Below are 26,574 nucleotides of genomic sequence, written 5' to 3'. Positions count from 1 at the left end.
AGCGGGTGCGAATTCCATCCGGTGTGGTGCCGGCGCTCGCGAGAACGTTGCGGAATCGCCACGGCGGGGCGGTTTGCACCCGGTTGGATGAGGGTTGCGTCGAGCGCTCATGTGGATGGGAAGAAATAGCGCCATAAAGCGTGGCTATGACAACCGTGCCGACCTGCGTTCCGAAGTGCGTTCCGATGTTCCGTTCCCTCCCACGCGTCGGCGCGTCCGTTGGCGCCCTCGCGTTCGCCCTGGGTGCCGTGCCGACCCGAGCCGCGGATTTCGCGGCGACATCCGCCCGCCCGGTGCCGGTTTTCACCCAGGTCGATCCGAACGCCGTCGATCCGAACATCTGGATCGTCACGGTCAGCGCCTCGCTTCAGGCGATCCCGCGCTATCCCGGCGCGTCGGACTACACCGCGGTCGGCTATCCCGGGATCGACATCCGCAAGGCGGGCGAGCCGCGCCGCTTCTCGACGCCGGATGATGGATTCAGCGTCTCGTTCTACGACAATCCCGCGTTCAGCATCGGGCCGACCGCCCGCATCGTGCCCGGGCGCTATTACGGCGACGACCGGCGCCACCTGTTCGGCTTCCGGGACGCGCGCATCGCCCTCGAGCCCGGCGTGTTCGCGGAGTTCTACCCCGTCTCCACCCTCCGCACCCGCGTGGAGGTGCGCCAGGGCGTCTACGGGCATCACGGCACGGTCGCATCGGTGGCGGCCGACTATCTGATGCCGGCGGGCGCGTTCCTGTTCTCGATCGGCCCTCGCTTCAATGTCGGCGATGCCAGCTACGCCCGGAAGTATTTCGGCGTGTCGCCGGCTGAAGCCGCACTCAACGGCCGGGTGACGCCGTACAATCCCGGCGGCTTCTACGCGGCGGGCGTGCTCGGTGCCGTGACCTACACTCAGGACGAGACCTGGGCCTATACGGCCTATGCCGGCTACACCCGCATCCTGGGCGCCTCGGGTGACAGCCCGCTGGTGCGGCGCCCGTTCGGCAATCCCGACCAGTACCAATTCGGCCTCAAGATCGACTACGCGTTCCGCATGCCGGCCCAGTTCTGACGCTTGCGCAGGCTGCACCGCGCTCCGACATGCCGGTGACATTGTTCACGGAGGCCCGGATGGACGAGACACACGCCGATCTGCTGATGCAGGTGGAGGGCATGACCTGCGACGGTTGCGCCGCCGCGGTGACCCGTACGGTCAACCGGATCGATCCGGCGGCGGAGATCCGGGTCGACCGCGAAACCGGGCGTGTCGCGATCCGCACCGACGCCCAGGCCCTGGTCATCGCCGAAGCCCTGACCAAGGCCGGCTACACCGCCACGGCCATGACCGGGTGAGGGGACTGTCGGGACACGCCCCAACGACAAAGCCGCTTCTGGGCTGAGCCTCGTCTCTGATCCCACGCTTATCGGTTCACCAAGCCGGCCCGCGGCGGGGCGGCTCGTTGTACATCGGGACGTTGTGGTTGCGCGGCAGGTAGCCCCGCACGATCACGGGCGGCGGCACGGCCGACAGGTCGGGCCGGACGCGGACGACGCGGCGGAGCCGGGGTGGATCGAAGCCGCGATCCTCCGGCCAAGCGGAGGCCGGGGCGGGGAGGAGGACGGCGAGGAGCACGACCCCCGCGAGCGTCGGCGATCGGTCGGGTCGGCGCAGGGTCATGGTCGGTATCCGGCCGGCAATCGGGGCGATCAGAACTTGAGGGCTGCACCGCCGCGGATGGTATTCAGCTCTGCGCGGTGACCGTTGAAGCTCTGAAACAGCACGTACTGATACTCGCCCCGCAGAAGGATGTTGGGCGTGATCGCGTATTCAAGGCCGAACCCAAGGGCGACACCACCGATCGTCTTGGTCTTGGCGTTCGCCACCAGCGCGGTCGGGCCGTACGGGATGGTCTGGACACCCTGTCCGGCCGGGGTCGACCGGTTGAGCGGATAGTTCTGGTTGAAGCTGGCATAGCCATGATTGTAGACGGCCGCCGGCAGGCCCGTGGTCAGGGCTTGGTTGGCCGCATAGGTCGTGGCGCCGTAGCCATAATTCTGGACTGCGACCGTGTCGTTGATCGTGACGCGTCCGACCGCAAGACCGCCCGTGACATAGGGGAGCAGGTTGCCGAAGGCGTAGCCGGCCCGGGCGCGGATGCTGCCGTAATCGTCGATCCGCGTGTTCGACGTGCCGGAGAGGCTTACCGCCTCCGAATCGCCGACGGAGGTCGTCATGATCCGGCGGATGCTGTTGGTCGACCAGTTGTTCAGGTTCGTATGCGTGTAGTCAGCCTCGATGCCCAGGACGATATTGTCGAACTGAACGTTATAGCCCGCAAACGCACCGAAGCTGGCGCCCTTAACGCGGGTTCCGGGCAGCGACAGAAACTTCGAGACGCCGAACTCGCTTTCGACCGTGCTGTAGCTGAAGTATTGCGCGAGCGTCGATTGCAAGGCGTTGCGTTGCGCCAGGCCGCCCGACGTATACCCGCCATGGCCGCCGACATACACGCCGCTCCAGTCGAGCACCGGAGCCGGAACCGGGTCGTAATCGGCGCCGCGCAGGTAATCGTAGTCCAAGTCGGCGGCCCGGGCGGTACTGACGCCGCAGAGGCCGAGGATCGCCAGCAGCGGCAAGGTGACGGTACGCATCGGGATCGTCCTGGGACTGCGAGACGGACGGCAGCTCGGGCCTCGATACCGTGATAGTTGGGTAACCTTAAGCGTCCGTTATTTCGAGGCTCTTGGGATATCCCGATTCGATCATCAGCACTTGGTATGAACTATCCGCCCAGGCAATTCCGATCTCCGATCCGCCTCGTCCCGCGATGAACCCCGGCAGGACGAAAAAAAAACGGCGCGGAGGAGATCCGCGCCGTCGGCCGTCAGAGGGTTGGTAGAAACGATCAGTACTTGCGGACCAGCGGGCCGGGGATGGGCTCCGGCAGCACCGCGGGCAGCGGCGCCGCGACCAGGCCGCCGAGGTAGTAGCGCAGGCCGATCTTCACGTCGTGGGCCTCGATGTCCTTCACCTTGATCGCCTGCAGGCTGCCGGTGCAGCACGGCACGAAGCCCGGGCCGGTCTCGGCCTTGCCGAGGTTGAGGTAGCGGTAGGCCACCTCGATCTTCAGGGCGTCGCTCACGTCGTAGGCGAGACCGGCATGCAGCGCCCAGGCGAAGCTGCCGCTGGTCTTGCTCTTGTAGAACTTGCTGCCGCTGTTGGTGTTGTAGACCGGGTTGCCGTTGTTGTCGTAGACCGGCGCATAGTTGTAGTAGGCCTGTCCGCACTTGCAGTCGTAGATCGGGTTGCCGTAATCGTAGGCGTAGGTCGGGCTGGTGAACTGCTGGTTGGTCGAATAGCCCGAGATGTGGTTGAAGGCGTAGCCGACGCCGCCGCCGATGAACGGCGTGATGCCGTACCAGGTGCCGAGGTCGAAATACGCGTTGGCCAGCACCACCGCGGAATCGAAGTTGCTGGTCGACTTGTTGACCCCGTAGGAGCCGAGGCCGTTGTCGAACTCGGGGCCCTTGTAATACTCGCTGCCGCGCAGGCCGGTGGAGTAGCGGTACTCGCCGGTCACGTCGCCGCGCAGGAACGGGGTGAACTGGTAGCCGACGCCGACGCCCGCGAACCCACCGCCGCCGATCTCGTTGCCGAACGAGCGGTTGGCATCCGGGTAGCCGGTATAATCGTAGGCCTCGGAGTATCTCGGGCGGGTGTAGACGCTGGCGCCGACGTCACCACGCAGGTACCAGCCACCGCCGACCTCGATCGGGGGCGGAGGCGGCGGCGGGGGAGGCGGGGGCAGCAGGTCCGCCGCAGCGGCGAGGCAGGGCGCGCCGACGCTCGCCACGAGCGTCAGGCTGCGCACCAAAGCGTTCAGCTTGGAGCGGGCCATAAGGATTCCTTCACTGGACTCGTGTGCCGGAAGCTTTGCAAGCCGGCTCGGATGACTGTGTGAAGGATGGATCGAACGTCTTAAATCCGGCTTAACGTTAAACGTTAGCCTTGCGGGACTCTTACAGCCTGAAAAAACCGCAGCTCAGCGAAGGATTTGCTAGTCTTGGCCGCAGCACCCGGCGCGATCGCGAACACATCCACCTGCGGGCAGGGCTGAGCCGGTGCTGCCCGAGGACGTGCGCATTCTGGCGCTGATGCTGCCGGAGACGGTGGCGGGCGCCCACCGCGGCAACCCGGATTTCCGCGTCGGCGGCCGGGTGTTCGCGACCCTGTGGGTCGAGGAGGACCGGGTGGTTCTGCGCCTGGCGCCCGCCGACCAAACGGAGCTGTGCGAGGCCGAGCCGGACCTGTTCACGCCGCTCGACGGCGCCTGGGGCCGGCGCGGCTGGACCAATCTCGACCTCGACCTGTGCGAGGAGGAGACCCTGCGCACCGCCCTGCTGGCGGCTTGGCGGACCACCGCACCGGCCGTCCTGCGCGCCGCCTACGCGTGAGCGCCGGGCCCTCAGGGGCTCCGCCCCTGAATCCCGCCAAAGGGCTGGGCCCTTTGGGATCCCGGATTTCAGGCCGCGACTTTGGTGACGGCCTCGACCACCTCGTCGACCACCTCGTTGACGAGGCCGCGGTCGTCGCCCTCGGCCATCACGCGGATCACCGGCTCGGTGCCGGAGGGGCGGATCACCAGGCGGCCGCCATTGCCCAGGCGGGCGCGGGCCTGGGCAATGGCGCTGACCACGCTGTCCTGGCTGAGCGGCTGGCCGGTGCGGTAGCGGACGTTCTTGAGGATCTGCGGCAGCGGGTCGAAGCAGTGGCAGACCTCGCTCACCGGCCGGCCCTGGCGCTGGACCACGCTCAGGAGCTGGAGCGCCGCCACCAGGCCGTCGCCCGTCGTGGTGTAGTCCGACATGATGATGTGGCCGGATTGCTCGCCGCCGAGATTGTAGCCGTGCTCGCGCATGTGCTCGAGGACGTAGCGGTCGCCCACCGCGGTGCGGGCCAATGTCAGGCCGAGGCCGCCGAGGAAGCGCTCCAAGCCAAGATTGGACATGATCGTGGCCACCAGCCCCGGCTGGGTCAGCCGCTCGTCCTCCTGCCAGGAGCGCGCGACCACCGCCATCAGCTGGTCGCCGTCGACCACGTGGCCCTTCTCGTCGACGATCAGCACCCGGTCGGCGTCGCCGTCGAGGGCAATGCCGATATCGGCCCGGCGCTCGCGCACCTTGGCGACCAGCGCCGCCGGCGCGGTGGAGCCGACGTCGCGGTTGATGTTGAACCCATCCGGCTCGGTGCCGATGGCGATCACCTCGGCGCCGAGCTCCCACAGGGTCTCGGGGGCGACCCGGTAGGCGGCGCCGTTGGCGCAATCGACCACCACCCGCAGGCCGTCGAGCGTCACGTGCCGGGGCAGGGTGCGCTTGGCGAATTCGATATAGCGGGCATGCACGCTCTCGATGCGCTTGGCCCGGCCGAGATCGGCGGAGCCCGCCAGCCGCGTGTGCAGCTCGGCGTCGATCAGCTCCTCGATCTCACCCTCGATCGCGTCGTTGAGCTTGAACCCGTCGGGGCCGAACAGCTTGATGCCGTTATCCTCGAAGGCGTTGTGCGAGGCCGAGATCATCACCCCGATATCGGCCCGCATCGAGCGGGTCAGCATCGCCACCGCGGGGGTCGGCACCGGGCCGAGCTGCAGCACGTCCATGCCCACCGAGGTGAAGCCGGCGATCAGCGCGGTCTCGATCATGTAGCCCGACAGGCGGGTATCCTTGCCGATCACCACCCGGTGGCGGTGGTCGCCGCGCTGGAACACCAGGCCCGCCGCCTGACCGACCTTGAGGGCGAGTTCCGGGGTGATCACCCCGTTGGCCCGGCCCCGGATGCCGTCGGTTCCGAAATACTTGCGCGCCATCAGGATCTCCGGTGCCGGGCCGCTCGCCCGGCCAACGCGCCGACAGAGTAGCCCGACAGAACTTAGCAGAATGGATTGCCCCGGGTGCTCCGCGACAAAGGCGGTCGAAATGGGGCGTTGCCTTACAGCACACGCGGGAGCGCGGCCGCCAGCAGCGTGATCCCGGAGATCGTCAGGAGGCCGAGCACCACCCGGCGGAAGGCCGTCTCGCTCAAGCCCACATAGACCCGGGTGCCCAGGAAGACCGGGATCAGCATCGCAGGCAGCACCACGGCCAGCATCGGCAGCGCCGCCCGGGTGACGAGGCCGGAGCCGAGATAGACCAGCATCGTGACGGCGAGCATGGTCAGGTTGAAGTTCTGGATGATCGTGCGCTGCACGTCGCGCTCATAGCCGCGCAGCACGCACCACAGGGTCGGCAGCGTGCCGGTGAAGCCGCCGAGCCCGCCGAGCAGGCCGCCGCTCATGCCGACGGCGGCATCCGCCAGCCGCCCGCCCATGGTGATCCGCGGCAGGTCCTTGGCGAGCAGCATCGCCGGGCACCAGACCACCAGCAGGGTGCCGAGCACCAGCTTGAACCAGTCGGCATCGAGGTGCGGCAGCAGGAGCACGCCCAGCGGAATGCCGGCCAGCCCGCCCAGCACGAACGGCGCGAGGCGGGCCCCGTCGAATCCACGGCGGACGGTGACGGCGGCGACGATCTGCCCGGTCAGGGATCCGGCCACCGCCAGGACGGCGGCCAGTTGCGGATCGATCACCCAGGCCCAGAACGACAGGGCCACCAGCCCGAAAGCGAAACCCGAAAGCCCCTGCACGAACCCGGCGACCGCGGCCCCAAGGCCGACGACGAGATAAACGGACGCGGCCATCGGGTGCGCGGCTCGGAGAGGTTCCCGTCCCGGTCTTTCCGATTCGCCCGCCCGAGCCGAGCCTCCGGCCAAGCTTCCGGGGGGTGTTCACGGACAGGCGGGGTGGATTGTCATGGGAGGCGGCGCAGGACGCGCCCACCCTCCCCCTCTGCTATCGGGTTTCAACATCCTCGGATGTGGCGCGGGTCCCCTCTCCCGCACGGGAGAGGGGGCACGTGGCGGCTTTCGCAAACCGATGCGGGCACATCGCTGCTGAACGAGTCTGACAGCCAGACGCACGCGCGTCTCCCTCCCCCCTCTGCGGGGGAGGGTGGGCCGGCCGTCAGGCCGGGTCGGGAGAGGGGGCAACGGTGCAGGATAGGGTGCTCGCCCTCACGCCTGCTCTGCTTCATTCGGAAGCCGGGTTCCCCTCTCCCGACCCCTACTGACGCAGGGGCCACCCTCCCCCGCAAAGGGGGAGGGGGATGCGCACGTGGCCGCAGTTCATCCCGAAACAGGCCCGGCGCAAAACCCAACGAAAAAGGGCGCCTCGCGGCGCCCTTCTCATCACTCCATTCCGGCTCAGGCCTGCGGCTGAGGCTCCAGGCCACCGTCGCTCTCCTTCGGGCGGCCGCGGCCGGCGGAGGGGACCGAGGAGCCCCGGGCCGGGGTCGGGGGCACGTCGCCGCCGTCGCGGATTGGGGGCTGGCCCTTCAGGAGGTTGCGGATCTCGTCACCCGAGAGCGTCTCGTATTCGAGCAGCCCCTGGGCCAGAGCCTCCAGATCGTCCTTGTGCTCGGCCAGGATGCGCCGGGCCTCCTCCAGACCGGTCTCGACCAGGCGGCGAACCTCGGCATCGATCTTCTGGGCGGTCGACTCGGAGACCGATTGCTGCCGGCCCATCGACATGCCGAGGAAGACCTCGTCGTTGTTCTCGCCGTAGGCCACGGTGCCGAGCTCGGGCGAGAAGCCCCAGCGGGTCACCATCATCTTGGCCAGCCGGGTCGCCTGCTCGATGTCCGACTGGGCGCCCGAGGTCACCTTGTCCCGGCCGAAGGTCATCTCCTCGGCGATGCGGCCGCCCATCATGATCGCCAGCCGCGAGGTCATCTGCTCGAAGCTCATGGAGAGCTTGTCGCGCTCGGGCAGCTGCATGACCATGCCGAGAGCACGGCCGCGCGGGATGATGGTCGCCTTGTGCACCGGGTCGGTGGCCGGGACGTTGAACGCCACGATGGCGTGGCCACCCTCGTGATAGGCGGTGAGCCGCTTCTCGTCCTCGGTCATCACCAGGGTGCGCCGCTCGGCGCCCATCATGACCTTGTCCTTGGCGTCCTCGAACTCATGCATCGTGACGATGCGCTTGCCGCGACGCGCGGCCAGCAGCGCGGATTCGTTGACGAGGTTCATCAGGTCCGCACCCGAGAAGCCGGGGGTGCCGCGGGCGATCACCTTCAGGTCGACATCGGGAGCCAGCGGCACCTTGCGGACGTGGACCCGCAGGATGCGCTCGCGGCCGGTGACGTCCGGGTTCGGAACCATGATCTGACGGTCGAACCGGCCCGGGCGCAGCAGCGCCGGATCCAGCACGTCAGGGCGGTTGGTCGCCGCGATGATGATGACGCCCTCGTTGGCCTCGAACCCGTCCATCTCCACGAGGAGCTGGTTCAGGGTCTGCTCGCGCTCGTCGTTGCCACCGCCGAGGCCGGCGCCGCGATCCTGCGCGACCGCGTCGATCTCGTCGATGAAGATAATGCAGGGCGCGTTCTTCTTGGCCTGCTCGAACATGTCGCGCACGCGGCTGGCGCCGACGCCCACGAACATCTCGACGAAGTCAGAGCCCGAGATGGTGAAGAACGGCACGTTGGCCTCACCCGCGACCGCCCGGGCGATCAGGGTCTTACCGGTGCCGGGCGGGCCGACGAGCAGCACGCCGCGCGGGATCCGGCCGCCGAGCCGCTGGAACTTCTGCGGGTCCCGGAGGAATTCCACGATCTCCTGGAGGTCTTCCTTGGCCTCCTCGACGCCGGCGACGTCATCGAAGGAGACGCGCCCATGGGCCTCGTTCAGGAGCTTGGCCTTCGACTTGCCGAACCCCATGGCGCGGCCGGCGCCGGACTGCATCTGGCGCGACAGGAAGATCCAGGCGCCGATGAAGACGAGGATCGGCAGCCAGCTCACCAGAAGCTGGATGAACCAGGGGGTGTTGTCGGACGGCGGGCGGGCCGTGATCGTCACGCCCTTGCCCTGGAGCTTGGAGACCAGGCTCGGGTCGTTGGGGGCGTAGCTGGTGAAGTTGCCACCGCCGACATAGGTGCCGGACACGTCCTGCCCGGAAATCACCACCGACTGGATCTTGCCGGCATCGGCGTCGTTGAGGAGCTGGCTGTAGGCGATCTCGCTGCCGCCGCCCCGGTGACCCGGGTTCTGGAACAGGGTGACGAGGGCCAGCACCAGCAGGAAGATGACGACCCACAAGGCAAAGTTGCGAAAATTCGGGTTCATCGATCGATCCTTGGTGCGTGCGGCCCCCTAGACGGACACATCGCGCGGCTTTGCCGGTCCATCCGTGCACACCTCGCCAATGTAGGCGGGGGGGCCTGCCTTGCCAAGTAAGCCGGTCCCCCCTGCGGCGAGGGCAGCATCTATCCGTCAATCGGTGGTTTGGTGCCGGCGCGGCGGGGCCGGCGCCAGACTCACCGTGCCGGCGGCATCGGCGGCGATCAGGATTCCCGCCAGAGTGCGGCGGATCGGCTCCCGGCGGCGCAGGGCCGGCAGCAGCGCGTCGAGCACCAAGGCTTCCAGGCGCTCCAGGCGGCGCGGCCCGGCGCCGGCCCGGATCAGGGCGGCGTCGAGGCAGCGCAGGGCGGTCACCGCCGTCAGGGCCGCCAGCACGGCGCCATCGAGGCGCAGCACCGCGGCGTCGGTATTCTTTGCCGGGCGCAGGGCCGCCGCGAAGGCCTGCTCGGCCGCGACCCGGAGGGCGTCGTCGTCCCGGGCGGCCCGCTCCGCGAGGCGCGCGAGCCGCGCCGGGCTGAGGCCCTCGCGTTCCAGGGTCGCCCAGGTGGCGCGCAGGCGGCCCCGGGCGAAGCGCGGATCGGTATTGGCCGGGTCGCGGACATGCCCGATGCCCCGGGTCTCGCACCAGGCCACCAGCATCGCCTTCGGCAGGGCCAGGAAGGGCCGCCCGAGGGTGATGCCGGGGGCGAGGGGGCGCTCGGTCCGCATGCCGGCGAGCCCGGCCGGACCGCTGCCGGCGGCGAGCCGCATCAGCACGGTCTCGGCCTGGTCGTCCCGGGTATGGCCGGTGAGCACGAGGCCGGCGCCGATCGCCTCGGCATGGGCGGCCAGCAACCGGTAGCGGGCGGCGCGGGCTGCATCCTGCAGGCCGGTGCCGGGCTTCGGCCCCGTCCAGGTCAGGACCGCATGCGGTAGGCCGAGCGCCCGGGCCGCCTGCCCGACGCCCTCGGCCTCCGGGCCGGAATCCGGACGCAGGCCATGATCGACGGTAGCCACCTGCACGGCCGCACCGAGCGCCGCGGCGGCGTGCATCAGCGCGCTCGAATCGGGCCCGCCCGAGACGGCGAGCAGCACATTCCGGTCGGACCGGCCGAGCCAGGGCCCGAGGGCGTGGGGAACCGGATCGTCCAGCAGACCAATCATGGATTCAAAAGGTCCGAGACCTTTTGCGGGTCCAGGGCAGAGCCCTGGTCTCTCGGGGGCTCCGCCCCCGAACCCCGCCAAAGGGCTGGCCCTTTGGGATCCCCGATCAGGCCGCGCAGCGGGCGCGCTTCTGCTCCCGGGCGACGCCCTGGCGGACGCCTGTGCCGGCATTCGGGAATTTCCGGTCCAGCTCGGCCAGGGTCGCGCAGGCCTGCTCGCGGGCCCCGAGGGCGTTGAGCGTGACGCCGAGCTTCAGCATCGCGTCCGGCGCCTGCGACGAGCGGGCGTAATCGGTCGAGACCTTCAGGAACTGCTCGGCCGCCTCGCGGTTGCGGCCGCGGGCCAGATAGCTCTCACCGAGCCAGTAGGTCGCGCCGGCGACCCGGTTGTCGCGGGGATGCGACTGGATGAACTGGCGCAGGCCCATCTCGGCCTGCTCGAACTGCTTGGAACGGTAGAGCTCGACCGCGGCCTCGTAATCGGTGGCCGGATCGCCGGTCCGGGTGGCGGCGACGCTCTCCGCCGGGCGCGGTGCCGGGACCGGGATCGCGCCGGTGCGGGCCGGGGGCTGCAGGTCCACGGGCTCGTCGTAGCCGGGGGCCGCGCCCTCGGCATCCGGATCCTCGTCCTCGATCGCAGCCCGGGGCAGAGCCTGCGGCCGGACCGGGGCCGCCTCGGCGGCCTCCCGCGGGGGAAGCGGCGGGGAGGGCTGGGTGCTGCCGAGCGGCATCGGCGCTCCGGGGGCGCCGGGGGCCTGGGACGGATCGAAGGCATCGCCGCGCTTGCCCGGACGCCCGGTGCCCGGATTGCCGCCGTTGACCGCACCCGCCGGGGCCGGCGCCGCCGACGGCGCTGCCTTACCGCCGCCGCCCTTGCCCTCGTTCAGCCGGAACTCGACATCCTCCTGGAACTTGCGCAGCTGCTCTTTCAGCTGCCGGTTCTCGTATTGGAGGGTCTCGATCTGCCCGGCCATGATCCGGGACTGGTTCTCGATGCGCCCCAGGCGCACCACCAGTTCCGAGGCGTCCTGCGCGGCGGCCGGATGGCCGAGGAGCAGGCCCCCGAGGATCGTGGTGAGCGCGAGGCGGGTGCGAAGGCGGGCGAGCATGATGCGGCTGCGGTCCGATGGAAGCGCGAGGCCCTATCAGATGCGCCGGTCCGCGGCAAAACTGCGGCGCTGAGAGGTCGGAGCCGCGGCCGGCCAATTCTTCGCGGCAATGCCTGCCGGTTCTTCGAAGGAACCGGCAGGCGGACGTGGCTTGGTGCCGGAGCCGCGAAGACTTACGCCCCGGCGCCGCGGTCGAGCACGATCACCGCGCGGCGGTTCTGCGACCAGCACGAGATGTCGTTGCACACCGCCACCGGCCGCTCCTTGCCGTAGGAGACGGTGCGCATCCGGTTCGCCCCGATGCCCCGCGTGGCCAGGTAGTCGTTGACCGACTGGGCCCGGCGGGCGCCCAGGGAGAAGTTGTACTCGCGGGTGCCACGCTCGTCGGCATGGCCCTCGATGATGAAGGTGTAGCGCGGGTAGCGCTGCAACCAGGCCGCCTGCTTGTCGAGGATCGCGGTGGCGGTGGGCGTCAGGTCGGTGGAATCCGATTCGAAGAAGACCCGGTCGCCGATATTGACGACGAAGTCCTGCGCGCTGCCCGGGGTCGCGGCGCCGGCCCCGAACGCGGAGGCATCGGCGAGATCCTTGTCCTTGCTGCAGGCGCCGAGCCCGAGGGCAGCGCAGACAGAAAGGCTGAGGGCGAGTGCGCGGAAACGCTGGGGCATGATCGTTCAACTCCTCGAGCGGTGCCGAAGGCCGGCTGCTGGTCTTCGAGGCGGGTCCGCGTCGTCTTGAGCACCGGTGATAGGCGCGGATGGTTAAGCGACGGTTCCGTCCGGCGCCGCGGCGCGTCCTGCGAGCCCGCGCCGGTCGGAAGCGTGCGCTGCCGCACGCAAGCGGATGCTGACGCGCCCGGATTGCGGCACCGCCGGGGCGGAGGCGCAAGCGAGGCCATTTCCGCCCCACCGGTTGCCGCGCGGCAACACGGCCCGATACCGCTTTCGCGGCCACTTTAAGAGATCCTCAACCCTGTGGGTTCTTGATTTGCCCAATCGATCCCCGGACCCTCAAAGCATGCGCCCCGCCCAGTGCGTCCTCATCGTCGAGGATAGCTACCTGCTCCTCGAGATCATCGCGAGCCTGTGCGAGACGCAGGGCATCCGGGTGATCGAGGCCTCCACCGGGGAGGCGGCGCTGACGCTCCTGCGGGCGCGCGGCCATGAGATCGACTGGCTGTTCACCGACATCAACCTGCCCGGGCTGATCGACGGCTGGACCGTGGCCCACGCCTTCCGGGCCCTCCATGCCGACCGGCCGGTGGTCTACACCTCGACCGATTCGAGCGGTGGCCGAGGCGTCCCGGGCAGCCTGTTCCTGCGCAAGCCGTTCCAGGTGGAGGCGGTCAACCGGCTGGTCCGGATGATGGTCGAGGGCCTGAGCGACGCCCCGCTTCGCGCAGCGGGCTGAGCCGGCCTCGGTTACCCGGCCCGGAACAGGGCCACGATCTCGGGCGCGGCGAGCCACGCATCCACCCGCTGGCAGGCGAGGTCACCGGCCGGCATCGCGTCGTAGAGGGAGAAACTCGCCGCGATGAAGCCCGGCAGGTCGTAGAGCCTTGGAAAATCGTCGCCCCGGGGCTTCATCTTGAACAGGAACGAGCCGGTCAGCCCGAAATGCTCGGCGATCGGCGGGTAGAGCGGCCAGACCACGTCCTGGGCCAGCTCGTCGCCGAGGTAATCCTCGATCTCCACCGGCTCCGGCTTGAGCCCGCTCTCCACCAGCAGCCGCCGGGCGATGTCCCCGATGACGAACGCCTTGGGGTGGTTCATCACATGCATGAAGGCGCCCCGGCGCGCCCAGCGGGTCACCTCCCGGTCCAGTCCGAAGCCCAGAGCGGCGGCGGACCCGACCAGCTCGTGCACGGCCGGATCCCAATGGTCGAGATAGCCGAGACGCCGGAACACGTCCTCGCGGAACAGGCCGGCGGTGCGCCGGGCATCGAGACCGAGCCGATGGGCACAGAGCGCGATCGCCGAGTGGTACTGCCCCATCGGCGAGGGCGCCAGCTTCAGCGCGGCGAGGTCCGAAGCCTGGCCGACATAGACCATGTCCGGATGGAAGGCCGAGAACACGATCGACGGGAACAGCTTGAGCCGCGGGTCGGCCGCCCGCAGGGTCGCGATGTCGCCCCCCGGGATCAGCCCGGTCGGGAAGGTCTGCGAGAAGACGTGGTCGTGGGAGCGCAGCGTCCGGATCAGGCCGTCGACATGGCCGTGGTCGCGCTTGAGCGAGCCCATGGGCAGGTAGCGCACGGGGCTCTTGGGCGCGAGCAGGCGCATCGCCTGGGCGATGCCCCGGGCCTGGCAATTGCCCAGCACCGCGATGGCCGGCCCGTCGCGCGTGCTGGCGGCGCGTGCGCGGTTCCGCCATGGTGTCGCCCAGGTAGGCGCCCAACTGGGGGTCGACAGGGACAACGCGCTGCGGGCGCGCCGGGGCAGATCGTTCAGGGCCACGTCGCGTGCCGGTGTCAGCGGACGGCTCGGCATCCCCGAGGGCGCACGCCGTCGTGAAGATCTTGCCGTCGTGAAGAAGAGGGTTCGAAGATGGCGTTGAATCCGTATACGGGTCTACCGGCCGAGCGATTCTGGCGCAAGGTCGTGACCAACGTGCCGCCCTTCGCGGTCAACCCGCACCCGAAGGACACGTTCGCGATCGGGCCGACCGACAAGGTCGCCACGGGCGGGTCCTGCTTCGCGCAGCGGGTCGCCGAGGCGGTGCGCGGCGCCGGCTTCAACTACTATCTGACCGAGCCGCCGCCCCCCGGCATGAGCGCCGAGGAGGCCAATGCCCGCCAGTTCGGCACCTTCTCGGCCCGGTACGGCAACCTCTATTATACCCGCCAGTTCGTGCAGCTGTTCGACCGGGCCTACGGAACGTTCGAGCCGGAGCTGAAGGCGTGGCTGCGCGACGACGGCCGCTACGTCGACCCGTTCCGCCCCACCGTCGAGCCGGCGGGCTTTGCCAGCGAAGCCGAGGTGGTTGCCGCCCGCGACGCGCATCTGGCCGAGGTGCGCCGCCTGTTCGAGACCCTCGACGTGTTCGTGCTAACTCTGGGCCTCACCGAGGGCTGGCGCTGGCGGGGCGACGGCGCGGCGTTGCCGCTCGCCCCCGGGGTCGCCGGCGGCACCTTCGACCCCGAGCTCTACGAATGCGTCAATGCCGGCGCGGGCGAGGTGCTGGGCGACCTCAACGGCTTCCTGGACCGGCTCTGGAGCGTGAACCCGAAGGCCCGGGTGATCTTCACGGTCTCGCCGGTGCCGATGATCGCCACCTACATGGACCGGCACGTGATGGAGTCGAACAGCTACTCCAAGTCGGTGCTGCGGGTGGCCGCCGGCGAGGTGGATCGCCGGGGCGATCCGCGGGCAGTGTACTTCCCGGCCTACGACATCGTCACCAGCAACGTGAATGCGGGGCGCTACTACAACGAGGACCAGCGCACCATCAACGACGCCGGCGTGCGCCACGTGATGCGGCTGTTCCTCTCGACCTTCGCCCGCGACCGCGCCGCCGCGGCGCCGACCCACGCCCCCGTGGACCTCGCTGCCGAGTTCGAAGGTAATGCCGGCGTGATCTGCGACGAGGAGGAGATCGAGCGCAGCGTTGCGTGAGCGACCGCGCTGAGCACGCGGGTCGCGCGCCTACAGGGTGCCGATCCGCGTGCTTGTCAGCGGAAGCTCGAACATCGAGCCGGGCTTGGCCCTCTCGGCGAAGGTCTCGATCCCGCTCCAGAGGGCCAGGATGCGCTCGGCCTGCTTGACCAGGGGCGCCTTGCAGAGACCCGCCGAGAGAAAGAAGCCGGTCAGCCGCGACGCCCGGAAGGCGTTGAATTCCGCCTTGTTCCTGCGGATACGGCGGTCCCCTGAGATGACCACCCAGCCGCCCTCACGGCTCAGCTCGGAGATCCATTGCAGGTCCGTCACCCCGGGCCCGTAGCGCTCGCGGATGTGGAGGATCTGATGCTCACCCGCGAACAGGGCCGCCAGGGCCCGGGCCAGGGCGGGCGAAAGGTTCTCGTCAACGAAGACTTTCACGCCGCCTGGAGGGACGCTTCGAACCGCACGGCATCCCGGACCACGGCCACGGGAACCTCGTACAGGCGGGCGACCCGCTCGGCAGAGCCCTCGGCCGTCACGGCCTCGGCCAGGGCCACGGTCGGCACGCCGGAGACGGCGGCGATCGGCTGGCCGAAGGCACGCCGCGGATCGATGACGATCGAATCACGGCCCTGAAACGGCCGCCAGCGGACGACGATGTCGCCCTCGATATCGAGATCGCGGAAAGTCTGTTCCAGGACCGCCCGGATGACGTATTGGCCGCGGGCCAGATCAATCACCTCGCTCTCGCCGTCGGCCTTCAGGCTCTCGAGGAAGATCGTGCGCCCGTCGGTCTTGAACCGGCGGGTCGAGAACGGCCGGGGATCCTGCACGGCCGCGCGGGCCGCTTCGAGACAGCGGCGGATCACGCGCAGGTCGACGTTCTCGCGCACGAACGCCTGGACGAAGCGCAACTCGATCAGATCGCGGAAACCCAGTTCCAGGCGGTGATCGTGCGCCGGCAATTCGGGAGTCCAGAGCGGCGGCATCCGACCCGGACGGCCGCTGGACGTGAACGTATAGCCCCCGAGCCAGCGGGTGATGGTCCGGGCCGGCAGGCGAATCAGCCGTGCAGCCTCAGGAACGGTGTAGAAACCGGTCCCCAGCGGAGCCGCCTCAGAGGCGGGACTGTCGGTGCGCGCCGTCATTGCGGCGAGCGTATCCCGCGGCGCGGCGTTCCGCTACGGGCATGGCGGGCGGGCCTCGCCCGGTTCGGGTTTGCCACCGGCCAAGCATTTCGGGCAGTGTCCGCGCTCCCCGAAGCGTAACCGTGCCGGAGTCGATCCCCGTGAGCCTGCCCCCGCCCCGCAAGCCCGACCACGCCATCGATCCGATTTTTGCGGCGCGGCACTCGCCCCGCGCCTTCACGGGCGAGGCGCTGCCCGAAGCCGAGCTGCTGCGGATGATCGAGGCGGCGCGCTGGTCGCCGTCGGCGTACAATTCGCAGCCCTGGCGCTTCCTCTACGCGCTGCGGGGCGACGCGAACTGGGACACGTTCTTCGGCCTGCTGGTGCCCGGCAACCAGAAATGGGTCTCGGGCACCGGCGCGATCCTGTTCCTGGTCTCGAACGGGCTCATGAAGGTCGGCGACGACTTAAAGCCGTCCTACAGCCACTCCTTCGACGCGGGCAGCGCGTCGCTGGCCTTCCAGCTCCAGGCGATCCACCAGGGCTGGCACGCCCACGGCATGGTCGGGTTCGATCATGTCCGCGCCCCCGAGGTCCTGCGCCTGCCCGCGAATCACCGGATCGAGGCCGCCTTCGCGGTGGGCCGCAAGGTCCCGGATTCCGAGCTCACCGAGGAGCAGCGGCCCCGCGAGGCCCCGAACGGCCGCCGGCCGATCACCGACTTCGTCATCGCCGGCCCGTTCCCGCCCTCCGGCGCCTGAGGCGATCCGGAACCGGGGTGTACGACCAGGGATTGTGTCGGCATCGCAACATGGCCCCACGCCGATCGGAACTCGCCCATGGACCCGAAACCCTCGGTCCCGCCCGGCGGAACGGCCGCCCCCGATCCGTTCCTGGATGAGGGCGGGTTCGACCACGCCTCGGGCCTGCGCAGCGTCGCCGACCGCCACGGGGTCAGCCTCGACGCGGTGCGCCACCTCGTCCACGCCCTGGAGCGCGGGCACGGCACGATGGCGCAGTTCGACCATCCCGATCTCGGCGGGATGGGCCAGTGGTTTTCCGGCGGCATGGTGATGGTTGGCCGGATGTTCGACGACGGCCTGAAGGCGCGGGTCGATGCCCTGTGCACCGAACTCGCCGCGGCCCTGCCGGCGGGTGGGTTCTCGGAGACCGGCCCCGCATCGCGGCGCGGTGGGGGCGAATGGTGGCCCGCCGGCCTCGGGGCTCCGGCGAGCACCGGCGCGCAGAACGGCCTGCGCTACGCCTATTTCCCGGACACGCGGCGGCTCGCCATCCAGTCCGGCTCCGGCATCGCGCTCTACGATACCGGCGAGCACCACATCTCGGGGGTGTCGCAGGCCAATGGCAGCCTCGACTTCACGGGCCCCCAGGGCGTCGTCGCTCTCGACCGCCTGCGCCGGATCGAGGCGGAGACGGCCGCGCCCCGGCAGGTCGATCCGGCCGAACCGCCGGCCGCGCCACCTGAGCCGAGCAAAGCCACGCCGGAGCCGTCACACTCGGGCGACGTGCTGGCGACGATCGAGCGGCTGGCGGAGCTACACGCACGGGGCGTGCTCACCGAGCGGGAGTTTTCGGACAAGAAGGCGGAGTTGCTGGCGCGGCTATAAGTCTTCAGGCTGCAAGCTTATCGGCCATCGAGCCTCCCATCCATCCCCCTCATCCTGAGGTGCCGAAGCGAAGCGGAGGCCTCGAAGGAGCCCTCCAGAAGTCGCTACGATCCCTGGAGGGCTCCTTCGAGGCCCGACGATCTTCGATCGCCGGCCACCTCAGGATGAGGGGGGTGGATGGGAAGATCCTCGCTCGCGATCAGCGGGGCATCAACCGCTCAGGCGATGCCGGCGCGCAGCAGGTCGTGGACGTGGACGATGCCCACCGGCCGGCCGTCCGTGACCGCGAAGACCGCGGTGATCAGCCGGCGGTTCATCAGCTCCAGGGCGGCCTGGGCGAGCTTGTGCGGCTCCACGGTGATCGGCTCGCGGGTCATGATCGCCGAGACCGGGGTATCGAGGATCTCCGGGCCCATATGGCGGCGCAGATCGCCGTCCGTGACGATGCCGACCAGACGGCCGGCCGCGTCGGTGACGCCGACGCAGCCGTAGCGGCGCGCGGCGATCTCGATCAGCACCTCGGACATCAGGGCGGTGTCGGAGACCAGCGGCATGTCCTGGGGGCCGTGCATCACCTGCTGCACGGTCTTGAGCCGGGCCGCCAGCGTCCCGCCGGGATGAAGTGTGTGGAAGCGCGCCGAGGTGAAGCCGCGCCGCTCCACGAGCGCCACCGCCAGGGCGTCGCCCAGCGCCAGCTGGATCAGGCTGGAGGAGGTCGGGGCGAGGTCGTGCGGGCAGGCTTCGCGCACCCGGGGCAGCTCCAGCAGCACGTCGGCGGCCTTGCCGAGCGTGCTGGCGCCGTTGCGGGTGATGGCAACCAGGGGAATCGAGAAGCGGCGGCTGAAGCCGACGAGGTCGGACAGCTCCGCGGTCTCACCCGACCACGACAGGGCGATGATCACGTCGTCCCGGGCGATCATGCCGAGATCGCCGTGGCTCGCCTCGGTGGGGTGGACGAAGAAGGCGTGGGTGCCGGTGGAGGCCAGGGTCGCGGCGATCTTGCGGCCGATATGGCCGCTCTTGCCGATGCCGCTGACGATCACCCGGCCCTTGCTCTGCAGGATGGTCTGCACCGCCTCCTCGAAGGCCACGCCGAGCCGGCCCTGGAACGCCGCGCTGGTCTCCTGCAGGGCGGCGATGCCCAGCTGCAGGCTGCGGATCCCAACATCGCGGGTGCTGGCGAGGTGCACGGAGGCCGAATCGTAGAGATCGTCGCGCAGGGCGCTGGAGGCGGGAGCGTTCATCGGTTCCGTTCTGGACCCGTCGGGCGGATCCGGCGCCGCGAGCGGCGATGCGAAGCGAGGCTCGCGACGCTAGGGAGCCGTCATGGTTGAAATGTGACGCCGGGACGACATGCCGCCCCTCTCTGTCCGCCGGGCGGTTGAAGGCCCGCTCCGGCGGGTCCATGCTTCTTTCACGCCAGCCAAAAAAGGGCCCGAGCCCCATGACCATCCGCTTCCCCGAGCCCGACCCCAAGATCCTCGCCCGGCGGGAGGCGATCCTGGCCGGTCTCGCACCTCTGGTCGCCCCGGAGGCGCTGGTGACCAGCGAGGACGAGCGCCGGGCCTTCGAGACCGACGGGCTCACCGCCTACCGGCAGATGCCGCTGGCCGTGGTGCTGCCCTCGACCACAGAAGAGGTCGCGGCCGTGATGGCCTATTGCCACGCCCAGGGCGTCCGGGTGGTGCCCCGGGGGGCCGGCACGTCGCTCGCCGGCGGAGCGATTGCGCAGGGCGACGCGATCATCCTGGGCGTCGGCAAGATGACCCAGGTGCTCGATCTCGATTTCGAGAACCGCACCGCCCGGGTGCAGAGCGGGCTCACGAACCTGGCGATCTCGGGCGCCGTGGCCCATGAAGGCTTCTTCTACGCCCCCGACCCGTCGAGCCAGCTCGCCTGCACGATCGCGGGCAACATCGCGATGAATTCCGGCGGCGCCCATTGCCTGAAATACGGGGTGACCACGAACAACCTGCTGGGCGTCACCCTGGTGCTCAACGACGGCACCGTGGTGGAGGTCGGCGGCCAGCATCTCGACAGCCCCGGCTACGATCTCCTGGGCCTCATCTGCGGATCGGAAGGCCAGCTCGGCATCGTCACCGAGGCCACGGTGCGGATCCTGCGGGCGGCCGAGGGCGCCCGGCCGGTTCTGGTCGGCTTCTCGAAGGTCGAGGATGCGGGCGATTGCGTCGCCGCGATCATCGCGGCCGGCATCATCCCGGTGGCGATCGAGTACATGGACCGCGAGGCGATCCTGATCACCGAGGACTTTGCCCAGGCCGGCTACCCGCGCGATGCCGAGGCGATGCTGATCATCGAGGTCGAGGGCTCGGATGCCGAGTGCGACGCGATGCTGGCGCGCATCGAGGCGATCGCCAAGGATTTTGGGCCGACCAGCGTGCGGGTGTCGCGCTCGGAAGCCGAATCGGCCGCGATCTGGAAGGGCCGCAAGTCGGCCTTCGGGGCCACAGGCCGGATCTCCGACTACATCTGCATGGACGGCACCATCCCCACCGGCCAGCTCGGGCCGGTGCTGGAGCGGATCGGGGCGATCTGCGCCGGCCACGGCCTGCGGGTCGCCAACGTGTTCCATGCCGGCGACGGCAACCTGCACCCGCTGATCCTGTTCGACATCAACAAGCCGGGCGAGCTGCAGAAGGCCGAGGCGGCCGGCGACGAGATCCTCAAGCTCTGCGTCGAGGTCGGCGGCTGCCTCACCGGCGAGCACGGCGTCGGCATCGAGAAGCGCGAGCTGATGCGCTTCCAATACACCCAGACCGATCTGGAGCAGCAGATGCGGGTGAAGGCGGTGTTCGACCCCGACTGGATGCTCAACCCCGCCAAGGTCTTCCCCCTGGAGGGACGGCTGGAAGCCAAGGCAGCCTAAGTCCCGGGATCCCAAAGGGCTCGGCCCTTTGGCGGGGTTCGGGGGCGGAGCCCCCGAGACATCGGGCGTCTCAGGCGGCCACGCCGTCGCGGGCCTGCCCGGCCTCGGGCTTGCGCAGGCTGTCGGACGTCAACGCGAGGATCGCGGCGAGGTCGGCGACCGCCGTGGGGCGGCCGAACAGGTTGCCCTGCAGCTCGTGGCAGCCTTCCTCGCGCAGGATCCGGGCCTGCTCGGGGGTCTCGACCCCCTCGGCCAGGACGTCGATCTTCAGCGCCCGGCCGAGCCAGACCATGGCCCGCAGGATCTCGACGCTGCCGCCGTCGCGCGCGAGGCTGCGCACGAAGCCCGGGTCGATCTTGAGCCGGTCGAACGGGAACCGGTGCAGGGTACCGAGGCTCGAATACCCGGTCCCGAACTCGTCCATGGCGATCCGCACGCCCGCGGCGCGCAGCGCCCGCAGGAGCGACAGGTTCGCGGCGTTGTCCTGCATCAGGACCGACTCGGTGATCTCGAGTTCGAGCCGGTCCGGGGGCAGCCCGCTCTCGGCGAGGGCTGCCCGCACATCGCCTTCGAGGCCATCCCCGGCAAAGTACTGGGGCGACAGGTTGACCGAGACCCGGATCGGATCCGGCCAGGAGGCGGCGGCCCGGCAGGCGGCGGCGAGGATCCAGGCGCCCAGCGCCCGGGTCAGCCCGACCTCTTCGGCCAGGGGGATGAACTCCGCCGGGCCGACATCGCCGTGCTGCGGGTGGTGCCAGCGCGGCAGGGCCTCGAAACCGTGCAGGGCCTGGCCGTGCGCCCCGACGATCGGCTGGAAATGCAGGGCGAACCGGCCCTCGGCCAATGCCCCGCGCAGATCGGTCCCGAGTTGCCGGCGGCGCTGGATCTCGACATCCATGGCCGGATCGAAGAAGCGCCACGTACCGCGTCCGGCGGCCTTGGCCTGGTACAAGGCGATGTCGGCCTGCCGCAGGAGCGTGGCCGCGGTGCCGGAGGCGTCGTCGGCGCTCGCGATGCCGATGCTGGTGCCGATCGCGAGGCTGTGGCCGTTCACCGTCACGGGCATCTCGAGCGCCGCGACCAGGCACCGGGCCAGGCGCGCCGCGTCCGCCGGCTGGGTGGCGCCCCCTAAGACGATGGCGAACTCGTCGCCGCCGAGCCGAGCCACGAGGTCGTCGGCCGCCACCGTGGCGGCGAACCGGGCCGCCACGGCGCAGAGCAGCGCGTCGCCGACCGGATGGCCGTGGGTGTCGTTGACGGTCTTGAACCCGTCGAGATCGAGGCACAGCACCGTGGCGGGTGTGCGCGCATCGCAGCGGGCGAGGGCCGCGTCCATACGCTCCTTCAGGACCAGGCGGTTCGGCAGGCCGGTGAGCGCGTCGTGCCGGGCCATGTGGGCGACCCGGGCCTCGCTCCGGCGCCGCTCGGTGACGTCCTCGTGGGTGCAGAGCCAGCCGCCGCCGGGGATCGGGGCGTGGACCACGTCGACCGCCCGCCCGTCGGCGAAATCGCAGGTCAACGAGACCCCGTGGCCCTGCGCGGCGGTGCGCTCGCAGGCCGCCACCAGAGCCGCGGCGGCCGCGGATCCGAGGCCGCGCTCCCGGTTCCCCAGATGAGCGAGGAGGGCGGGCAGCGCGGTCCCGGGCCGCCGCAGGGCCTCCGGGACCGCGTACATCTGCGCGTAGCGCGCGTTCATGACGATGAGCGCGCCGTCCCGATCGAACAGGCACAGGCCCTGGACCAGGTTGTCGAGGGCGATGCCGAACCGGGCATCCTGGACCCGCAGCGCCCGCTCGCCGCGCTCGCGCGCCTCGGCCCCGGCCCGGGCCGCTTCGGATTGGGCGAGCCGGTCCTGCGCCCGGGCCTGCCGCCGCCCGAGCAGGACCAGCCCGAACAGGCCGAGATCCAGCAGGATCGCCGCCGCGCCGACGATGGTGGCCTGCTGGTGCGCGGCCGCCAGGCTGGCCTCCGCGGTGCGGCTGACGCTGAGGACGAGCGGGTAATTCTTCAGGGCGTGGGCGGCGATCAGGCGGTCCTGGCCGTCGATCGGGCTGACGGTGCGCGTGACGCCCCCGAGGGCGGTGCGCGCCGTGATCAGGGACGCGCCGGCCTGAGGGAAGATCCGGCCGACCGCCCCCTCACGCCGCGGATGCCGGACCAGCAGCATGCCGTCGTTGCGGAACAGGGACACGACCGCATCGTCCGCCGGCGAGGTCTGGTCGTACAGACCCTCGAAATAGCCGAGTTCCACCGCACCCAGGATCAGGCCGAGGAACGTGCCGTCCGGGGCTGCGACCTTCCGGGCGATGTAGATCGTCCAGGCGCCGTCGCCCCGGTTCGCCACCGGCCGGCCGACGTAGCGCTGCAGGTCCGGGTCGGCGGAGAGCGCCTTGAAGTAGTCCCGATCTGAGATGTTGACGGTCGGGATCGGCCAGTAGCGGCTGAAATTGAGCAGCTGTCCGGTCCGGTCGATGAGCGTGATCGCGTTCGCCTGCGGCAATGCCGCGATCCAGGTCTTCAGGGCCGTGTGCATGGACGGCCGGGAGGCGGCCTCGGCGTACTGCTCGGGTGTCGCGATTCCCGCCGTGCGGAACTCGGCCAGGACGGCGTTCTGGACCAGCTCGATCGCCTGCAGGGACCGGTCCGCCTGGTCCGCCAGGATCGTGGACAATCCGCCGAGGCTGCGCTCGTTGTCGTCGACCGCACGCGTTTCCAGATGGACGATGAACAGGGCGGCCGAGGCCGTGATGGCCAGCGCGAGGCCGAGGGCCAGCCAGGCCCGCAAGTCGCGCGCGGGCCGCCAGCTGCGCCGGACCGCCCAAGCGCCGAACGGGATGATTGACTTCAAACCCACCAGAACATGCTCGAACGACACTCTATAACAGCGCTATAGTAGCTCCGTTAATGAGTTATCGTGTCGATCGCTTAGACTGGCGGGTGATACAACAATCGTATTGCGTGTGGGTTTTACGCCGACAGAAGTACCGGCCCGCGATACGGCAGGGATCGCTCCGGCCGGCCACGCCACATCTCCCTCCCCCCGTGGCGGTACGGAGGGAGATGCAGCGGCGCCTCTCAGGCGGCCTCGACGGTCTTGCGGCTGGCGCGGCCCTTGGCTGAGGCGGCCTCGGCCTTGCGGCGGCCACGCGCGGGAGCGGGTGTCGGCTCCACTTCGTCGTCCGGCTCCTGCTCAACCTGCTGAGACCGGCCGGGCTGGCCGAGGCCGAGGCTCTTGGCCAGGGCCGAGCGCTGCGCCGAATAGTTCGCCGAGGTCGTCGGATAATCCGCCGGCAGGCCGTAACGCTCGCGGTAGGCCTGCGGGTCGAGGCCGTGCTTGGTCAGGTGGCGCTTCAGCGTCTTATACGACTTGCCGTCGATGAAGCTGACCAGGCCATCCGGACGGATCGACTTGCGGATCTGGGCCGGGGTCGGCCGATCGACAGTGTCTTCAGCGGCGGTGGAAGGTCCGGCGGCGATCGAATTCAGCGCCTCGTGGATGCTCGCGATGAGCGACGGCAATTCGGTGGGGGGCAGGGAGTTGTTGGCGACATAGGCCGCGACGACGTCCACGGTCCGTTCGATATAGTGCACTTGGGATGCCGACGCTTCTTCAGACATTCTCACTTTCCCTGGGTTTGACGCTCGTCGAGGTAGCCTCTTACTGCGAGTTAAGACAGTCGCTGAAAAAAGCAAGGTGACCCATACAATTCCTTGTGATCGCTTGAAAGTTCAGGTCTGCATCGACCGCCCACGGTTACAGGTTGAAGTTGCATTGGCAGGGTTTTCACCACACTTACCCCGCCCTTTATCCTCGCTGGTGCGACGAATGCTGACGCAAGCCCGAAACCGGGTTTTCGTTGGCGCGAGAGACCGTTACGGCCTAGATGAGCGATCGCCTCAGGCGGTCTTGGCGCGTCTTTCCCGCCGCCTGATCGGTCTTGCCGTGAAGACGCAAAATATTTTTGCTGACGCGCCGATCGGCTGTGGGTTCCGGCAGCGTATGGGCGCCGAGTCCGGCCTCAGGCGAAGGATTTGCGCGGATCAAAGGCGTCGCGAACTGCTTCGCCAGCAAAGACCAGCAGGCTCAGCATCACGGCGATGACCAGGAAACCGGTGAGCCCGAGCCACGGTGCCGTCAGGTTATCCTTGCCCTGTGCCAGCAGCTCCCCGAGGGAGGGCGAGCCCGGCGGCAGGCCGAAGCCCAGGAAGTCCAGGGAGGTCAGGGTGGTGATCGAGCCGTTGAGGATGAACGGCAGGAAGGTCAGCGTCGCCACCATGGCGTTGGGCAGCAGGTGAACCGTCATGATCCGCAGGTTCGAGAGGCCGAGCGCGCGGGCGGCCCGGACGTATTCGAAGTTCCGCGCCCGCAGGAACTCGGCGCGCACGACGCTGACCAGCGCGACCCACGAGAACAGCAGCATGATCCCGAGCAGGACGAAGAAGCCGGGGGCGATGAAGGCCGAGATGATGATGATCAGGTAGAGGGTCGGGATGCCGCCCCAGACCTCGATGAACCGCTGGAAGGCGAGATCGACCCAGCCGCCGAAATAGCCCTGCACGGCGCCGGCCACGACCCCGATCGCCGAGGAGACCGCGGCCAGGATCAGCCCGAACAGCACCGAGATGCGGAAGCCGTAGATCACCCGCGCCAGCACGTCCCGGGTGGTGTTGTCGGTGCCGAGCCAGTGCCAGGGGATGTCGGCGCAGGTCGTGCCGCCGAGTTTTTCCGCCACCGGCTTGCACTGGGCGTCCGACAGCATCCAGGTCGGCGGCGACGGCGAGGGCGTCGGCAGGTCCTCGTTGATCGTGTCGTAGGAGAACCGGATCGGTGGCCAGACCGCCCAGCCGTTCTCGGCGATCTCCTTGCGGATCTCGGGCGAGCGGAAATCCGTCACCGCCAGGAAGCCGCCGAACTTCTCCTCCGGGTAGTCGACCAGCACCGGGACCAGCCACTCGCCCTTGTAGGACAGGAGGAGCGGGCGGTCGTTGGCGATGAACTCGGCGAACAGGCTGAGGATGAACAGCGTCGCGAAGATCAGGAACGAGCCGAAGCCGAGGCGGTTGCGCCGGAAATTGTCGAGCCGGCGCCGGTTGATCGGCGATAGCCAGCCACGACCGCTCGCAACCGGCGCCGGGGTGGGGACGGCCTCGTCGGGCCGCAGGACGATCGGCTGTGCACCCGGCATCGGTGCCGGGACGACCTCGCTCTCGCCGGGGCGCGCGATCTCATTCATGGCCGCGGCCCTTGTCGAACTGGACTGGCCTGTTCCGCCCGCGACGCCCGGAGAACGATCAGGCGTCGAGGCGGATCGCGGTGCCCTCGATCTCGTTCGGGCGGACCCCGCCGGTGCGCTCCATCCAGCGCCGCAGCAGGCGGACGTTGCGGCGGTTGGCCTTGAAGGCCGCATCGAACAGGTCGCCCGCCAGCGGCACCACGCCGAGCAGGCCGTCGAAGGCGACGTTCAGCCCCATCCGAGCCACCAGCCAGCGGGGCGCGCCCAGGCGCTTGGCCTCGTAGACGATGAACGAGGAGATCACCATGCCGGCCGCGTCGCCGATCACCGGCACGAGGCCGATCAGCGCGTCGAACCCGATCCGCCGGTTGATCCCCGGGATCACGAAGGCCGTGTCCATGAAGTGGGCCAGCGTTTCCAGCCGGGCGAGGCTCGCCTCCCGGTCCAGATCCGTCGACAGGAACGGCGGGAGGCGCGTCGACGCCGCACCCGCGAAGGCCTTGGTGCCGGCGAAGGGTCCGGTCCCGGAAGCCTGTCGGGAAGCCTGAGTGAAATCCATCGCGGGGATCCGTCGGAGAGCCATCAGCGTCAACGACGTGGCCCTCCGGCCGGATCCCCGCAAGGCGG

At 69.6% G+C, this 26,574-nt stretch carries 25 protein-coding genes; 8 read left to right on the top strand and 17 right to left on the bottom strand.

The features are described from left to right. Window positions 1-185: 185 nt before the first annotated feature. A complete protein-coding gene (locus AO398_RS12660; protein ID WP_201025757.1) occupies window positions 186-1,058 on the top strand; it encodes a MipA/OmpV family protein in 873 nt (290 codons plus the stop codon). Window positions 1,059-1,117: 59 nt separating this feature from the next. Continuing rightward, a complete protein-coding gene (locus tag AO398_RS12655; protein ID WP_058192394.1) occupies window positions 1,118-1,339 on the top strand; it encodes a heavy-metal-associated domain-containing protein in 222 nt (73 codons plus the stop codon). A gap of 76 nt (window positions 1,340-1,415) precedes the next feature. On the opposite strand, the gene AO398_RS12650 is transcribed toward AO398_RS12655, so the two are convergent. From AO398_RS12650 to AO398_RS12640, 3 genes are all read right to left on the bottom strand, one after another. Beyond that, window positions 1,416-1,664 carry a hypothetical protein gene (locus tag AO398_RS12650; RefSeq protein WP_058192393.1) on the bottom strand — a complete coding sequence of 83 codons (249 nt, stop codon included), beginning with the start codon at window positions 1,662-1,664 and terminating at the stop codon, window positions 1,416-1,418. Window positions 1,665-1,693: 29 nt separating this feature from the next. Next, window positions 1,694-2,638 (bottom strand): outer membrane beta-barrel protein, encoded by a 945-nt coding sequence (locus AO398_RS12645; protein ID WP_058192392.1) that lies wholly within the window; start codon window positions 2,636-2,638, stop codon window positions 1,694-1,696. Between the two features lie 254 nt (window positions 2,639-2,892). Continuing rightward, window positions 2,893-3,885 carry an outer membrane beta-barrel protein gene (locus AO398_RS12640; RefSeq protein ID WP_058192391.1) on the bottom strand — a complete coding sequence of 331 codons (993 nt, stop codon included), beginning with the start codon at window positions 3,883-3,885 and terminating at the stop codon, window positions 2,893-2,895. Window positions 3,886-4,108: 223 nt separating this feature from the next. On the opposite strand from AO398_RS12640, the gene AO398_RS12635 reads away from it, so the two are divergent. Continuing rightward, the gene (locus AO398_RS12635) at window positions 4,109-4,441 is read left to right on the top strand and encodes an MmcQ/YjbR family DNA-binding protein (protein WP_082643258.1); all 333 of its coding nucleotides are present in this window, start codon (window positions 4,109-4,111) and stop codon (window positions 4,439-4,441) included. A 68-nt stretch (window positions 4,442-4,509) separates the two neighbouring features. Here AO398_RS12635 and glmM read toward each other — a convergent pair whose 3' ends face one another. The 6 genes from glmM to pal form a co-directional block, all read right to left on the bottom strand. Continuing rightward, window positions 4,510-5,853: a phosphoglucosamine mutase gene (glmM, locus tag AO398_RS12630; RefSeq protein ID WP_058192390.1), complete on the bottom strand. Its 1,344-nt coding sequence runs from the start codon at window positions 5,851-5,853 to the stop codon at window positions 4,510-4,512. A gap of 122 nt (window positions 5,854-5,975) precedes the next feature. Continuing rightward, window positions 5,976-6,722 (bottom strand): sulfite exporter TauE/SafE family protein, encoded by a 747-nt coding sequence (locus AO398_RS12625; protein ID WP_058192389.1) that lies wholly within the window; start codon window positions 6,720-6,722, stop codon window positions 5,976-5,978. A 561-nt stretch (window positions 6,723-7,283) separates the two neighbouring features. Then, on the bottom strand, window positions 7,284-9,206 hold the full coding sequence (gene ftsH / locus AO398_RS12620) for an ATP-dependent zinc metalloprotease FtsH (protein WP_058192388.1): 1,923 nt from the start codon (window positions 9,204-9,206) through the stop codon (window positions 7,284-7,286). Between the two features lie 147 nt (window positions 9,207-9,353). Further along, window positions 9,354-10,364, bottom strand: coding sequence for a tRNA lysidine(34) synthetase TilS (gene tilS / locus AO398_RS12615; RefSeq protein WP_058192387.1), 1,011 nt, complete (start codon window positions 10,362-10,364; stop codon window positions 9,354-9,356). Between the two features lie 106 nt (window positions 10,365-10,470). Further along, window positions 10,471-11,472: a tol-pal system protein YbgF gene (gene ybgF / locus AO398_RS12610; protein ID WP_058192386.1), complete on the bottom strand. Its 1,002-nt coding sequence runs from the start codon at window positions 11,470-11,472 to the stop codon at window positions 10,471-10,473. A 173-nt stretch (window positions 11,473-11,645) separates the two neighbouring features. Next, window positions 11,646-12,140, bottom strand: coding sequence for a peptidoglycan-associated lipoprotein Pal (pal, locus tag AO398_RS12605; RefSeq protein WP_058192385.1), 495 nt, complete (start codon window positions 12,138-12,140; stop codon window positions 11,646-11,648). Window positions 12,141-12,489: 349 nt separating this feature from the next. Here pal and AO398_RS12600 point away from each other — a divergent pair, with 349 nt between their 5' ends. Further along, window positions 12,490-12,882, top strand: coding sequence for a response regulator (locus AO398_RS12600; RefSeq protein WP_058192384.1), 393 nt, complete (start codon window positions 12,490-12,492; stop codon window positions 12,880-12,882). A gap of 11 nt (window positions 12,883-12,893) precedes the next feature. Here AO398_RS12600 and AO398_RS12595 read toward each other — a convergent pair whose 3' ends face one another. Then, complete coding sequence (locus AO398_RS12595; protein ID WP_244498751.1) at window positions 12,894-13,928, bottom strand: WcbI family polysaccharide biosynthesis putative acetyltransferase; 1,035 nt, start codon at window positions 13,926-13,928, stop codon at window positions 12,894-12,896. Window positions 13,929-14,018: 90 nt separating this feature from the next. Here AO398_RS12595 and AO398_RS12590 point away from each other — a divergent pair, with 90 nt between their 5' ends. Continuing rightward, window positions 14,019-15,086, top strand: a complete 1,068-nt coding sequence (locus AO398_RS12590) for a GSCFA domain-containing protein (protein ID WP_058192382.1) — start codon at window positions 14,019-14,021, stop codon at window positions 15,084-15,086. 30 nt (window positions 15,087-15,116) lie between these two features. Here AO398_RS12590 and AO398_RS12585 read toward each other — a convergent pair whose 3' ends face one another. Then, the gene (locus AO398_RS12585; protein WP_058192381.1) at window positions 15,117-15,509 is read right to left on the bottom strand and encodes a DUF5615 family PIN-like protein; all 393 of its coding nucleotides are present in this window, start codon (window positions 15,507-15,509) and stop codon (window positions 15,117-15,119) included. Continuing rightward, window positions 15,506-16,219, bottom strand: coding sequence for a hypothetical protein (locus tag AO398_RS12580; RefSeq protein ID WP_058192380.1), 714 nt, complete (start codon window positions 16,217-16,219; stop codon window positions 15,506-15,508). Before AO398_RS12580 ends, AO398_RS12585 begins: the two co-directional genes overlap by 4 nt. Before the next feature lie 140 nt (window positions 16,220-16,359). Here AO398_RS12580 and AO398_RS12575 point away from each other — a divergent pair, with 140 nt between their 5' ends. Next, on the top strand, window positions 16,360-16,959 hold the full coding sequence (locus AO398_RS12575; RefSeq protein ID WP_058192415.1) for a nitroreductase family protein: 600 nt from the start codon (window positions 16,360-16,362) through the stop codon (window positions 16,957-16,959). Window positions 16,960-17,037: 78 nt separating this feature from the next. After that, window positions 17,038-17,826 (top strand): SHOCT domain-containing protein, encoded by a 789-nt coding sequence (locus tag AO398_RS12570; RefSeq protein WP_082643257.1) that lies wholly within the window; start codon window positions 17,038-17,040, stop codon window positions 17,824-17,826. Between the two features lie 218 nt (window positions 17,827-18,044). Here the strand turns inward: AO398_RS12570 and AO398_RS12565 are convergent, their stop codons facing one another. Continuing rightward, window positions 18,045-19,070 (bottom strand): KpsF/GutQ family sugar-phosphate isomerase, encoded by a 1,026-nt coding sequence (locus tag AO398_RS12565; protein WP_058192379.1) that lies wholly within the window; start codon window positions 19,068-19,070, stop codon window positions 18,045-18,047. A 200-nt stretch (window positions 19,071-19,270) separates the two neighbouring features. Between AO398_RS12565 and AO398_RS12560 the strand changes: the two genes are divergently transcribed. Further along, a complete protein-coding gene (locus AO398_RS12560) occupies window positions 19,271-20,713 on the top strand; it encodes an FAD-linked oxidase C-terminal domain-containing protein (RefSeq protein ID WP_058192378.1) in 1,443 nt (480 codons plus the stop codon). Between the two features lie 70 nt (window positions 20,714-20,783). Here AO398_RS12560 and AO398_RS12555 read toward each other — a convergent pair whose 3' ends face one another. From AO398_RS12555 to AO398_RS12540, 4 genes are all read right to left on the bottom strand, one after another. Continuing rightward, window positions 20,784-23,567 (bottom strand): EAL domain-containing protein, encoded by a 2,784-nt coding sequence (locus tag AO398_RS12555; protein WP_244498750.1) that lies wholly within the window; start codon window positions 23,565-23,567, stop codon window positions 20,784-20,786. A 221-nt stretch (window positions 23,568-23,788) separates the two neighbouring features. Next, on the bottom strand, window positions 23,789-24,331 hold the full coding sequence (locus AO398_RS12550; protein ID WP_058192377.1) for a MucR family transcriptional regulator: 543 nt from the start codon (window positions 24,329-24,331) through the stop codon (window positions 23,789-23,791). 401 nt (window positions 24,332-24,732) lie between these two features. Then, window positions 24,733-25,947, bottom strand: a complete 1,215-nt coding sequence (locus AO398_RS12545) for an ABC transporter permease (RefSeq protein ID WP_058192376.1) — start codon at window positions 25,945-25,947, stop codon at window positions 24,733-24,735. A 58-nt stretch (window positions 25,948-26,005) separates the two neighbouring features. Further along, the gene (locus AO398_RS12540; RefSeq protein WP_082643256.1) at window positions 26,006-26,506 is read right to left on the bottom strand and encodes a DUF4112 domain-containing protein; all 501 of its coding nucleotides are present in this window, start codon (window positions 26,504-26,506) and stop codon (window positions 26,006-26,008) included. Window positions 26,507-26,574: the final 68 nt, after the last annotated feature.

The sequence above is a fragment of the Methylobacterium sp. GXS13 genome (assembly GCF_001455965.1).
GTDB lineage: Bacteria > Pseudomonadota > Alphaproteobacteria > Rhizobiales > Beijerinckiaceae > Methylobacterium.
This window is presented reverse-complemented; position numbering and strand designations above follow the sequence as displayed.